10 protein-coding genes are annotated in these 13471 nt (G+C 35.7%); all 10 read left to right on the forward strand.

Annotated features, from left to right (window positions below):
- Nucleotides 1-16: 16 nt before the first annotated feature.
- The 10 genes from MusilaSJ_RS05145 to MusilaSJ_RS05190 all read left to right on the forward strand — a co-directional run bounded on the left by MusilaSJ_RS05145 (nucleotide 17) and on the right by MusilaSJ_RS05190 (nucleotide 13457).
- Nucleotides 17-1363, forward strand: a complete 1347-nt coding sequence (locus tag MusilaSJ_RS05145) for a HupE/UreJ family protein (RefSeq protein WP_274988983.1) — start codon at nucleotides 17-19, stop codon at nucleotides 1361-1363.
- A 478-nt stretch (nucleotides 1364-1841) separates the two neighbouring features.
- Complete coding sequence (locus MusilaSJ_RS05150) at nucleotides 1842-3515, forward strand: capsule assembly Wzi family protein (protein ID WP_274988984.1); 1674 nt, start codon at nucleotides 1842-1844, stop codon at nucleotides 3513-3515.
- A gap of 159 nt (nucleotides 3516-3674) precedes the next feature.
- A complete protein-coding gene (locus MusilaSJ_RS05155; RefSeq protein WP_274988985.1) occupies nucleotides 3675-6158 on the forward strand; it encodes an SLBB domain-containing protein in 2484 nt (827 codons plus the stop codon).
- A 37-nt stretch (nucleotides 6159-6195) separates the two neighbouring features.
- Nucleotides 6196-7281: a GumC domain-containing protein gene (locus tag MusilaSJ_RS05160; protein WP_274988986.1), complete on the forward strand. Its 1086-nt coding sequence runs from the start codon at nucleotides 6196-6198 to the stop codon at nucleotides 7279-7281.
- A 52-nt stretch (nucleotides 7282-7333) separates the two neighbouring features.
- Entirely contained in the window at nucleotides 7334-8674 is a 1341-nt protein-coding gene (locus MusilaSJ_RS05165) for an MATE family efflux transporter (protein WP_274988987.1), read from the forward strand.
- 10 nt (nucleotides 8675-8684) lie between these two features.
- Nucleotides 8685-9260 (forward strand): acyltransferase, encoded by a 576-nt coding sequence (locus tag MusilaSJ_RS05170; protein ID WP_274988988.1) that lies wholly within the window; start codon nucleotides 8685-8687, stop codon nucleotides 9258-9260.
- Nucleotides 9247-10452 (forward strand): glycosyltransferase family protein, encoded by a 1206-nt coding sequence (locus MusilaSJ_RS05175; RefSeq protein ID WP_274988989.1) that lies wholly within the window; start codon nucleotides 9247-9249, stop codon nucleotides 10450-10452. The genes MusilaSJ_RS05170 and MusilaSJ_RS05175 overlap by 14 nt, the downstream gene beginning before the upstream one ends.
- The gene (locus MusilaSJ_RS05180) at nucleotides 10442-11425 is read left to right on the forward strand and encodes a glycosyltransferase family 4 protein (RefSeq protein ID WP_274988990.1); all 984 of its coding nucleotides are present in this window, start codon (nucleotides 10442-10444) and stop codon (nucleotides 11423-11425) included. Before MusilaSJ_RS05175 ends, MusilaSJ_RS05180 begins: the two co-directional genes overlap by 11 nt.
- 33 nt (nucleotides 11426-11458) lie before the next feature.
- Nucleotides 11459-12220, forward strand: a complete 762-nt coding sequence (locus MusilaSJ_RS05185; protein ID WP_274988991.1) for a glycosyltransferase family 2 protein — start codon at nucleotides 11459-11461, stop codon at nucleotides 12218-12220.
- 544 nt (nucleotides 12221-12764) lie between these two features.
- A complete protein-coding gene (locus MusilaSJ_RS05190; protein ID WP_274988992.1) occupies nucleotides 12765-13457 on the forward strand; it encodes an O-antigen ligase family protein in 693 nt (230 codons plus the stop codon).
- The last annotated feature ends 14 nt before the right edge of the window (nucleotides 13458-13471 follow it).

Below are 13471 nucleotides of genomic sequence, written 5' to 3' on the forward strand. Positions count from 1 at the left end.
AAATTATAAAGAAATTATGCATTACATACTTTCAATGAACAACCGCCGGTTAAGCAGCTGGCGGCTGTTTATTTTTGGAATTTTCTTCGCTGTTACAGCATTAAGGCCAACCGTTTCCGGCGCACATCAAACACCAAATACGCTTGTTTTTTTAGATGCAAGTCCCAACAGGGTTGCACTGGAACTCCAAATGCCACTATCAGAACTGGAACTTGCCTTTGGTAACGATATATCTAAAAATCCGGAAACACTTATTGAAAGATTTGGTCCGCAGTTAAAAGAATATCTCAAAGCACACATACATGCCTATCTGAAAAAAACAGCCCCATGGGAGGTTGAAATAGAATCACTGAAAATGGATAAGGGGAAATATATTGAAAATGGTATGGATTATTGGGAGGTAATTGCCCACGTTGGTATCACCCCTCAACCTGGCGAAAGTGCCCGGAAGTTTATGCTTGATTATGATGTGATCATGCATCAGGTTATTAACCACGCCGCCCTTGTCTCCATCCGTAGCGATTGGGAAGCTGGAAATTTAAATGGCCCTTCCGCCGATGCAATGGTCATCAGCCGGAGTATGAAAGATAATGTAATATATCCCCTGGAAATAAATTTGCAGCCGGGAAGCTGGTTTAAAGGTTTCAAAAGTATGCTTGCATTAGGTATGCAGCATATTAAAGAAGGTACTGATCATTTACTTTTTTTGATTGTATTGTTATTGCCGGCCACACTTTTAATAAATGGCGGACAGTGGGGGCAATTTGGCGGCACAAAATACAGTGTCCTCAGATTATTGAAAATTGTTACTTCGTTTACAATCGGCCACTCCATTACTTTGCTGATCGGAGCTTTAGGCTGGTTAAGGTTACCGGCACAGCCGGTAGAAATATTAATTGCATTTTCTATTCTGGTTTCTGCAGTTCATGCTGTAAAACCAATTTTTCCGGGTAAAGAAATGTATGTGGCGGCGGGTTTCGGTTTAATACATGGTTTAGCATTTGCAGCCATATTGGCTAACCTTAAATTGAATGCAGGTACTATGGCGCTAAGTATTTTAGGCTTTAACCTGGGCATTGAAGCCATGCAGCTTTTTGTTGTATTAATTACCATTCCATGGTTAATTTTGTTAAGCCAAACACTGCTTTACCAATATGTCAGGATTGGGGGCGCTATCATCTCCGGTATAGTTGCCATCGCGTGGATTCTGGAACGTGTTACCCAAACGCCTAATTTTGTTTCAGCATTTGTAAATAAAATTGCAGAACAAGCTCCCTGGGCAATCGTGATACTGGCGGTTTTAGCATTGGTAAGTGTTTTGCTAAAAAGCCGGGGCTCCCATTCGCCGCGGTTAAATTCTTAAATTATACAAAAAAACAAAAACTGAAACCGACTATAGCAGCAGTATTATTCCTGCTGATCTGAAGCCAGATCCGCAATCAGAAACAAAAAAGCCGTTTTTTGAAGAAACGGCTTTTTTGTTAAGCCCGCGGTATATGCATCAAAGCAGCCTGCAGCAAGATATCAAAGTATTGATTTTAATACGTTATTTTCAGCGCACGAACCACAGCTTAAGCAGTAATTTTTATTAATTAAACGTCATTGTAATGTTTTAACAGAATTAATCGTATTGGTAATCAAATTGTATTTTTTTTATTAAACTTTAAAAAAGGTTTTGAAATTTCAAAAAAAAGCCGATAATTGCCATCGAAATATCAGAAAACTCGAACTATTGATTAAAGACTGGCATCTGTGTACTGATGCCCCGATTAATATTAACAGAAAGATATTTTAATATTACCATTTGGTTAATTTATTAGTTTCCTAAACCTTTCTTTTTGATGAGCATCCGTATAACTATCCGATCCTTATATATTTTAATTTTACTATCCTTAACTGCTTCATTAAAAGGCTATAGTCAAACTGTAACCGTTGGAAGCTATGCTGAGGAGCTATTACGCAGGGAGCAGGTAGCAGGAAATACAGACAGTATATCATCATTTGTTATCAGGCCTTTAACCTCAACTGTTGCTGGTCCTGCGCTTCAGTCATTAATTTCGAGCCATGAGTATCTAAAATTCAATTTCATGGGCATGCCATCGGGTTTACGCATCCTTCCGTTTAACTGGTTAAACGAATACAACGTAAACCGTCCTTATGGCTACAATAATTCGTCATTGTATCCAAATGCAGGCTATCAAAGCATGCTAAGCGGCGGCTTTTTGTTAAAAGCCGGAATTCTCAACGTACAGATAAAACCTGAGCTGGTTTACGCGCAAAATAAAAACTTTTCAACTTTTGCCGATGTACAAGCCCGAAACAATTCGCCGGCACTCATGGGTGCTTACTTTAGCCAAATCAATGGTATTGATGCGCCCGAACGATTTGGTATATCTTCTTTAAAACACCTTTATCCCGGGCAATCAAAAATTACATTGGCGTATAAAAGCATAGAAGCCGGCGTATCTACAGAAAATTTGTGGTGGGGACCAGGAATAAGAAATTCAATCATGATGAGCAACTCGGCCCCTGGCTTTTTCCATTGGACCTTCAATTCAACCAAACCGGTTAAAACACTGGTTGGCTCATTTGAGTGGCAGATCATAGGAGGCAACCTAAAACAATCGGGCTTTGCACCGGACGACGTAAGCAAACTTACATACGGCAGCAATTTATATGTCCCCAAGCCTAAAGTTACGAGGTATATTTCGGCCTACAGTGTCAACTGGCAGCCTAAATGGTTAAAGGGCTTATATCTTGGCGCTTCTGCTTACGACTATCTTGACAAAGACTCTCTTTATCATAATAAAAACATTATCCGCAAAATAATTCCCGTTATTACCGGCTCTTCACTTAAGGCTAATGACATCAACAACGGACAAAACGGCGACCAACAGGATTTTGCTTACGCACTCAATATCAGGCAGCTGCTACCTTTATACAAAGCTGAAATTTACTTTGAATGGGCTCGCAATGACCGCACGGGAAGTATTTCTGACTTTTTACAGGAACCCGAACATTCATCAGCATATACCTTTGGCGGACGCAAATTGTTTGAACTTAGCCGGGGAGGCTTTATCCAAATTAAATCGGAAATAACACAGCTGCAAAGGGCTCCAACCTATTTGCTGCGTGACGAACCTTCATGGTATATCCATTCGCAAAGCCCGAGAGACGGTTATACCAATTATGGCAGATACATAGGTGCGGGAATCGGGCCGGGCGGTAACAGTTTTATCTTTGATATAAGTTACCTCAAAAACTACAACTCATATGGCCTTATGCTGGAAAGGCAGTTACATAACAATGACCTGTATTACCAGGCCTTTGCCGGCAAGGGTACTTTTAACCTGCATTGGGTAGATCTTGCAGGTACATTCTATGCTAATCATAAATTTAAAAACTACCTGCTCTCGGCCGAAGCTACCCCTGTTTACACATTGAATTATGAATACAGAAATGGCTCGAGTTTCAATTTACATGCCAGGATTAACTTTACTTATTTTTTTAATTAATGAACAATTTTAGCCCCAATTTTTAGTTTATCGATCAACACACCAGTTATACTACAAATTAAAAAAATTACTTTACCCCCTGAAATGGGAAATTGGTTTACTTTTGCAGAAAATAATATCATTTATTGGGGTACTATTTTACTCTGATAACTTTCACATATGAACAGACTTCGCTTTCTTATATTTTTAATTGCTATACTCAGTTTCGGAGCAGTTGCTCATGTTGCCGCCCAAACCAATTTACAAAACATTTCCTCAATTAATGTCGACGATATTTCAGATCAGCAACTGATTCAGTTGTTACAGCAAGCTCAAAAATCAGGATTAACCGATGCTGAGTTACTGCAGCAAGCTCAAAGTCGGGGAATGTCAGCCGCGCAGGTTCAAAAGTTAGAACTTCGTATAAAAAAATTAAGGGCTAAAAACAATGAATCATCCAATACCCAATCCGATTCAACACTAACACAGCAAGGCAGACAACTTAATTATAAACCAGATACTACAGATACCCTTTACACCAATAAAGACTTATTTGAAAGTTTAAAGCCCAAGATTTTTGGTGCCGATATTTTTAAAAATAAAAACAGTTCATTTGAACCCAACCTTAAACTGGCTACCCCGCTAAATTATATTGTTGGGCCTAATGACCAGCTTAATATTAATGTTTACGGCAGCTCGTTGGTGAATTGGAAACTTGAAGTATCCCCCGAAGGAAATATAAACATTCCGGGGGTTGGCATTTTAAATGTTGGCAGTAAAACTATCGAACAAGCTACGGCCTTGATAAAAAGCAGGCTTGTAGCTAACAACTATGCGGTTGGCCGCGGTACAAACGTACAGGTTACCCTCGGTAATATCCGCAGTATCCAGGTAATTATCATAGGGCAGGTGGCTAAACCAGGCACTTATACCCTGCCCTCGCTCGCTACCGTTTTTAATGCATTATATATGGCAGGAGGCCCTAACGATAATGGTAGCTTAAGGCAGATAGAGGTTATCAGGAATAACCGTATTATCAGGCACCTTGATGTTTATGATTTCCTGTTAAAAGGCGATCAGAAAAACAACATTACCCTGCAGGATCAGGACATTGTGCGCGTACCAACGTACCGTACCAGGGTGCAGCTTGTTGGTGAGATTAAAATACCTGCCTTGTTTGAAGTTTTACCGGGGGAAAGCCTGGATAACATTATAACGTATGCCGGTGGTTTTACCGATAGCGCATATACAGCGAGGATTAAAGTATCGCAGGTAAGTGATCAGCAGCGCAAAATAACGGATGTATTGGAAGCCGATTATAAAAACTACATTCCGTTAAGGGGCGATAAGTATACTATTGAATCTATTATATACAGGTTTGAAAACCGGGTTGTAATAAAAGGAGCGGTTTTTCGGCCCGGTGATTATGAACTACAAAGCGGGTTAACACTGCTGCAGTTAATTGACAAAGCTGCAGGATTAAAAGAAGACGCTTTTACCGAACGGGGTACAATTACCCGCCTAAAGCCGGATAACAGCACCGAAATAATAGGATTTAATGTGAAGGACGTTATCAACAAATCAGTAAATATTCCGTTGCAGCGTGAAGATATTGTTAACATCTCATCCATATTTGATTTAAGGGATAAATACACCGTTACTATTAATGGCAATGTAAGAAAACCAGGGAAGTTTGCTTTTTCAGAAAACATGAAAGTAGAAGACCTGATTTTAAAAGCCGGCGGTTTTGCCGAAGGCGCAAGTACAAACCGTATTGAAGTAGCCCGGAGGATAACCGATGCCGATCCTTCATCTAAAAACAGTTCAGTGTCGCAGGTTTTTAGCGTTAATATTGATGGCAAGCTGAAACCGGCAGACGCTAACTTCGTGCTTACCCCCTTTGATATTGTTTCGGTATATAGCCTGCCCGGATATGAAAAGCAAAAAACAGTAAAGGTTGAGGGCGAAGTTTTATACCCTGGCTCCTACACCATCAAAAGTAAAAACGAAAAAATATCCGACCTGATTGCCAGGGCTGGCGGACTTACCGCCTCGGCCGATGCAGCAGGCGGTTCGTTAAAACGCGATAATTTTGCAATACTGGGTATAGATAAAAACAAAGCAGATACTGCATCGGTAAATGCTGAACGCTCGGCCCGGATCAACAGGTTAAAAAGATCGTATAAAGACTCTACAAACACAACTACCGATACTACGCAGCTAAGAAATAACTATGTAGGTATTGAGTTGGATAAGATCCTGAAATCGCCAGGATCAAAAACCGACCTGCTTCTGGAAAATGGCGATGTTATAAGGGTTCCTAAACAGCAGCAGGTTGTACGTGTTAACGGACAGGTGCTTTATCCAAGTGCGGTGGTATTTGACAAATCGAAATCATTTAATGATTTTGTTTCAAATGCCGGCGGCTATGGGCCGGATGCTCTGAGACGCGGTGCATATGTGGTTTACCCTAACGGAACAGTAAAAGGCACACGCAAGTTCCTTTTCTTTAATAACCATCCTTCGGTTAAACCAGGGAGCGAAATATATGTTCCTAAAAAATCAGAAAGCAAAGGTAATACTGCTCAAACTATATTAGGCTTCACAACCGGACTCGCCTCACTGGGAGCAATTATTTTGGGGATTTTAAGTTTGAATAAATAATACTTTTTTTAATATAAAGACATATTAAAACCAACTTATGAGCAAAGAAAGCCAATACCCGGCTGTTTTGAAAGCAAATGAACTATCTTTTAATGATATAAGTATTAAAATAAAATCAGCTATTGAATATATAAAAACCAAGTGGATTACTGTTTTATTAATCTCATTATTGGGAGCAATAGTTGGCTTGGCTTATGCTATTTACAAAAAAGCAACTTACACAGCCGTTTGTACTTTCGTTTTAGAAGAGTCGGGCAAAGGTGGGGGGCTTGGACAATATGCAGGCCTGGCCAGTTTAGCCGGCATAAATGTTGGTAATGGAGGTTCTGATGGAATATTTCAAGGCGACAACATCCTGGAGCTATACCGGTCAAGAACGATGATAGAAAAAACACTTTTATCTGAAGTAAGTATTGATGGTCAGAAACAATTGTTGATAAACAGATATATAAAAGCAAATGAACTTCGTGAGAAATGGAAAAGCAAGAAAAACACTTCCAATATTACATTTTCTGGAGACCCTGAAAAATTTAACAGAACACAAGATAGTATTATAACAGATTTAGTTGAATATTTTAATAAACGGGTTTTGACTGTGGCAAAGCCCGATAAAAAACTGAGTATTATTCGGGTAAGCGTGGTAGTTAATGATGAGTTGTTTGCCAAAGAATTTACAAATGCCTTGGTAGAAAACGTAAATACCTTTTACACGCAAACTAAAACTAAGAAAGAACATCAAAATGTGTCCATTTTACAACATCAAGCAGATAGCGTCAAAAAAGCCTTAAATGCATCAATAACTGGAGTTGCTTCTGCTCTTGATGCAGCCCCTAATGCAAATCCTTTATTAACGTCACTTAAAGTTCCATCACAAAAGAGACAAATAGATGTGCAGGCCAGTTCAGCCATTTATGCTGAAGTTGTTAAAAACCTGGAACTTGCTAAAGTTTCCTTAAGACAGGAAACTCCTTTGATACAAGTTATTGATAAACCTGTATTACCACTTACAAAGAATTTTATTGGTAAAATCAAAGGCTTAACATTAGGTTTTATATTGGGCTTTATATTTATTTTTATATTATTAATAGTTGGTTCGCTTTTCAAAAAACAAGCAGCCAAATAAATTCCACCTAATAGATTAACAATAATCATCTTTAAAACATCATTTATATCAATTGGGCCTTATAAAAACTGTATACAATCAATTTATAGTAAAAAGTTATAAAAACAATTTAGGGAAGGATGTAATTATTTCCATAATTGCCCGGGGCGTTAATACCCTGTTAAGCTTAATTCTACTTTCTTTCTCCCTCAAAGTATTATCCCCCAATGATTATGGGGTATGGTTAACGGTGTCTGCGCTGTACTCTTGGGTAACCTTATTTGATTTTGGTGCACAAAATACACTTCGTAATGTTTTGGCAATCGATCTAAGCTCAAAAAATGAGAATAATATGCGCGGAACCATTTTAACAAACTCATTTGCTTTTACCCTTCTCATAAGTGTGATATTCCTTATTTTAAGTACCGTATTATTTAATGTTTGTGATTTTTCTACACTTTTAAAAATAAAGCATGGAAACAAAACTGACATTAATAACCTTGTTTTTATATCCCTGATTATATTTGGCATCAAACTATTTTCAAATAATTATAATACTATCTTAACCGCCTTGCAAAAGGCTTACATGGCTATAGTCATTTCTGTAATTTCAAGTCTTTGTACTATTATTATTTTAGTATTAGCGTATACTTTAAAACAGGATATTTCTATTTTAAATTATGGCTTGGCAGTTTTGGTAACTGACGTTGTTTTTAGTTTTTTATTACCGATAATCTACTTAAGACAAATGAAATTCAAATACAATTTTTCATTAAGGTTATTAAACTATAATTATTTTAAAAAAAACTTATTGGGTAATAATATTAAATTCTTTATACTGTCAAGTTTAGTTGTTTTAACTTTTTTTTCTACTAATCTTTTTATCGGTATCATTCTATCATACGAAGACGTGGCAGTGTACAATCTTGTTAATAAGTACTTTAATATTATCACCCTTTTTTCAATCGTGGCCTTAAATCCCATATGGACGAAAGTGGCTATGTATTATGGCACTAACAACTACCTCGAGATCAACAGGTTACTAAAAAAAACACAATTATATTTTCTTTTCTTTATTCTGTTTGGCTTAACCTTATTGCTTTTTGACACTCGCTTTTATTCGTTTTTTGGACATGACAAAATTATAGTTGGCAGATACGTAAGTACTGTTGCCATGTTATCGATGTTACAGCTTTTTTACAACAATATATATGCTTACTTCTTAAATGGAATGAATGCTATTTTCATTCAGATTATTGGTTTTGTAATAGCTGCCATAATCATTTACCCGTGCTATTATTATTTTTGTCACTATTTACAAATGGGCGTATTGGGGGCTTTTTTAGTACAGATAATAGTTTATATCCCTAATACTGTGATGTTTCCTATCTTTTTAAAAAGGCAACTTAAATAAGTTTAGACCAATGAAAAAAATCTATAAGGATATAATATCGTTAGTTACCATGATTGTTTTGAATATGGTTGATCTAATCACTTTCGAAACGAATGGAATAAGGAATTTAAAGATATTTATATTAAAATGCCTGGGGATAACAATCTCATCTCCCTGTTTTATTGACCGTGGCTTTAGATTCATTTATCCTGGGAACATCGCCATTGGAGCTAACTGTTCATTCGGCCACTACAATAAAATCTGGGCTTTTGATAAAGTAATTATTGGTGATTACGTACAAACAGCTATTGGCCTAACCATCATAGCTGGCGGACATAATACCAGCAGTTACGAACCCTTAACAGACCAGGTAATAAAAATAGAAGGAGAAAACTGGATTGGAGCTAATGTGACTATCTTAGGCGGAGTTACAATTGGCCGAGGCGCAGTAATTGGTGCGGGTTCGGTAGTAAACAAGGATATCGCACCTTATACAATTGCTGTAGGTGTTCCCGCAAAAGTTATAAAAAAAAGAGAAAGCACAAGCCAGGTAATTTCACCTTTCGGATTTTATCAACCTAAATTTTCCGACTTTGAACAAAAATAAATTGATTTTTTTTTCTGAAAATCCAGCCCTAAAAAGTAAGGGTTCTGGTATTTCTGTTTTATTGTATAATATTTTGTTAGCTGTTAAAGGCAAAAATCTCCAACTAATTACTTTTTGTAATACTCCGGACGTTGGTGAAGAAGATATAAAAGCTGATAATTCCAGCGTAGATGTTCATGTATGTGATAAAAAATTAAAGAAGTTTTATAAGATCAAAGGAATAAACAAGTTGATTGTATCTTTTTCTTTCATTCTGAATTTAAAAAAGATCGGTCGAATTATTAACGAGCCGGGGAATATGGTGGTCACGCTTGTTGGAGTAAGTTCAGGGCCCTTGTGGAAATTCCTGATCTTGAAGCTTCTATTCCGCCGAGCTAAACACGGTCTTTATATTGTTGATGATTTACAATTGATAAACAGAAAATTACATCAAAAAATAGAGTTTTCTCTTATTAGGAAATTACTTCCGAAAGCAATCAAAAACTCAGATTTTTTGATAACGATTAGTTCGGGACTTCAAGACACTTATTTACGCCAATTTGGCAAAAAAAGTTATATTTTATTGCCTCATTTTGTAAAACGCGCTCCTTTGCCTAAACATGCACCGCGGCAGTCCTTTACATTTTTATTTACGGGGGGGCTAAGTTTTTTATATAATAAACCATTATTAGATTTATCATTTATTCTTAACGAGATAAACTTAAGTGGAAAATGTAATAAAGATTTAAAACTTCAGGTTCAAACCTATACAAATATAAATGAATACTATAGTTTAAATTTCAATCCTTTTACTACATTTTATTCCACAGTTAATAATCGCGATGAATTGATGGAAATTTATAACAATTGCCAGTGTTTTATCATACCATATTCATTTGATAAAGAAGATATACAAATTGTAAAAACATCTTTTCCTCAAAAAGTTGCCGAAATCATTCAGTATCAAAAACCAATACTTATTTATGGGCCCGAATATAGTTCGGTTACCCAGTTTTTCAGCAAAAATTCATTAGATTATGTATGTCCCGTTGAGGACAAACAGCGTTTAACTAATTTAATTTTAAAAATAGTCAATAATAACAATGACTTTAACAGTGAAAAGTATTGTGAAGCCTACAACCAGTTTTTATCTGCCGAAATGGTAAATGGGGTATTTAATAAAATTTCAGATGAATTAATTTATGAAAATTAAATTTTTGCCATATCAGCCCCATAGTTTCGCATTTGGCGGCTTCGAAATACAAATGTTATCTACATTCAATGCTATTAAACAACTTGGCATGAATGTCAGTAAACTTGATGTATGGGACAGGGACGACAACTTTGATATTTTACATTGCTGGGGCCTTGATATGGCCAACTATGAAAATGTTTACTGGGCAAAAAGAGCCAAAAAAAAGGTGGTAGTCACCGCGCTTTTAAATTATTACGAATCTAACATTCAAAAATTTAAATTCCACTTATCATCCTTTATTTATAAACAGAGGCTGGTTAAAGAAATGCTACCAAACATTGATACTGTAGTTGTAGTAAATGAAAAACAAGCAGAAGTTTGTTATAGATACTTAAAAATACCAGCCCATAAAGTTTGTATAATACCCAACGTAGTAGATGAGAAGTTTTTTAATTACAAGCCCGGAGAAAATTCAAAAAACGGTTACATATTGGCGGTAGGCAATATATGTAATCGTAAAAATCAAGTCAATTTAGCAATTAGCTGTGCTGATGATAAGATACCTTTGTTTTTGATTGGTAAGGTATTAAATGGAGAAGAAAAATATGCAGATGAATTGAATAGCATTATAAAACAAAGCGATAACATTACATGGGTAAAAGGATTAAAAGAAAACTCTGATGAACTAATCGAATATTTTGCTAATTGTACAGCATTGGCTTTACCAAGCTTTGCCGAACAACAGCCCATTGCCTTACTTGAAGGAGCCGTGTTACGCAAACCTTTAATTATTGCTGATAAAGCTTATGCGCGGCAAAAATATTACCATAACAGCCAGCTTGTTAATCCAGATTCAATTTCATCAATAAAAACCGGGCTAAAAAATGTTTTAGTTAATCCCGCAAAATATATACCGGATATTGAGCCACTCCTTGAGTGTAAAAGTATTAATGTTGCAAATGCGTATGCCAATGTCTACAATAATATTTGACAGTTTTTATCAATTGATATTATATAGTTAGTAATGAACAAACCCTTAGTTACCGTTATAACATCTTCATTTAATTCGGCGAGCACAATTGAACAAACCATTTGTAGTGTAATTAACCAAACTTATACAAATATAGAGTATATAGTTATAGACGGCGGATCTACAGATGGCACTGTAGAAATATTAAGGAAGTACGACAAAAATATAACTTATTGGGTTAGTGAACCGGATAAGGGAATCTATAATGCATGGAACAAAGGATTGAAAAGTGCAAAGGGTGATTGGATTTCGTTTTTGGGAGCAGATGATATTTATTTAAATAATGCAATAGAAAACTACGTTACCTACATTAATTATAATCAGCAAAAAGCTGAATTCGATTTCGTATCGTCGGTTATGGAATACGTAGATAAAGATCTGAATGTGTTACGCCTCGTTGGGAAACCCTGGTATTGGAGAGGGTTCAACGATACAATGGTAACTATTCATTGCGGCGCTTTGCATAACAGAAACTTCTTCGAAAAATATGGATGCTTTGATGAATCGTACAGAAGTGCCGGCGATTATGCGTTATTATTAAAAGCCGGGCAAAATTTAAAAAGCGGCTTTATAAATACAATAACAGTAAAGATGAGAGAAGGCGGCGTGAGTAGCAAAGGTCTATTTCTTTTTAAAGAGGTTTTAAAAGCAAAACGAGATTCAAAGCATGTACCAATGCTAAAAGCTTATATACGTTTTTATGTGGGTATAATGATGTTTTTTTTAAGGAAAACACGAGGTTATTTATCAAAGTAATGAGCTTTATTTTTACAAATACATAAATAAAATCAAAATACTGATTCTGAAATCATTTCCATTGAGCGCGATGAAAAATTATTTGATATATAGTACCTTGCTTGGTGTTTTTTCGGAATCACTATATATTAATATCGGATTTGACTTTAAATTTGTTTATATAATAATTTTTTGCAATTATTTTATCATAAAACAAATAAGGGGCACTCTTACGGTTCCCAAATATTGGCTTTACAGCTTGATATATATTTTTGTCGTAGGCATTGGCACTATCTTTTTATACAATAACCAATTTTCAAAAATCGTTTTTCAGGTATTTGGAATCTCATTCATGAGCATATATTTCTACAATTTTTTCCTATGTTATGAGCTCGACGTTAAAGATATTTTTTTAAAATACTGTAACATTTGCTTTATTTTATCACTAATTGGCATACCTCTATTTTTTATTTTAGTAAGTTTTGATAGTTCATACCGGCTACATAGCTTGTTGCAGGAGCCAGCACATTTTACCGGTATAGTGTTGCCAGCATATTACTATTATATGACCAATTTTGTAAAATATAGAAAAAAATTTATTGTCATAATAGTAGCTTTTTTATTGAGCATGTCTTCAATTGGTTATATAGGAATGCTGATAGGTTTTGTAATCATCAAAAAGAAGATAAATATATTTGCAACTATTACACTCACTTTCGTATCCGTATTAATAGGTTTTTTGGCTTACAATTATATCGATAATGTTAAATTCAGGGCGAACGACACTTTCGGAATATTTAATGAATTTGATGTATCCAACGTAAATTCAAGTACTTTGGCATTAGCAACCAATTCATATGTTACGTTCCAGGTTTTAAAATCAAATGTCTTTATTGGCCATGGTATTGGGTCCCACCCATTAAGCAGCAAACAATATATTTATAACATAACAGGCATTGAGGGGTATAGTGATAATGAAGAGTTAATGTTTATTAATTCAACAGATGCCGACTCATTAACACTCAGGATATTATCTGAGTTGGGCTTAATAGGCTTCATAGGCGTTTGTTATTTTATAATAAAAAACTATTGTGGATATCAGGATAATTACCAGATATCAAGAGGGATAATTTTGTATTTTTTATATAAGTTATTTAGGGAAGGTCATTACTTTCCGGCCGAGATGTACTTTTTTGTATTTATCTACTATTTTTTAAGGTTAAAATCGAATGCTGAAAGATTAGTTTTGGCATCCTAATATTCTCTCTCTTT

The organism is Mucilaginibacter sp. SJ (assembly GCF_028993635.1).
Lineage (GTDB): Bacteria > Bacteroidota > Bacteroidia > Sphingobacteriales > Sphingobacteriaceae > Mucilaginibacter.

Coding starts and splice junctions, on each gene's coding strand:
- MusilaSJ_RS05170 (WP_274988988.1), top strand. CDS start 8,685: ATGAAAAAAATCTATAAGGATATAATATCGTTAGTTACCATGATTGTT.
- MusilaSJ_RS05160 (WP_274988986.1), top strand. CDS start 6,196: ATGAGCAAAGAAAGCCAATACCCGGCTGTTTTGAAAGCAAATGAACTA.
- MusilaSJ_RS05180 (WP_274988990.1), top strand. CDS start 10,442: ATGAAAATTAAATTTTTGCCATATCAGCCCCATAGTTTCGCATTTGGC.
- MusilaSJ_RS05185 (WP_274988991.1), top strand. CDS start 11,459: ATGAACAAACCCTTAGTTACCGTTATAACATCTTCATTTAATTCGGCG.
- MusilaSJ_RS05155 (WP_274988985.1), top strand. CDS start 3,675: ATGAACAGACTTCGCTTTCTTATATTTTTAATTGCTATACTCAGTTTC.
- MusilaSJ_RS05190 (WP_274988992.1), top strand. CDS start 12,765: ATGACCAATTTTGTAAAATATAGAAAAAAATTTATTGTCATAATAGTA.
- MusilaSJ_RS05150 (WP_274988984.1), top strand. CDS start 1,842: ATGAGCATCCGTATAACTATCCGATCCTTATATATTTTAATTTTACTA.
- MusilaSJ_RS05145 (WP_274988983.1), top strand. CDS start 17: ATGCATTACATACTTTCAATGAACAACCGCCGGTTAAGCAGCTGGCGG.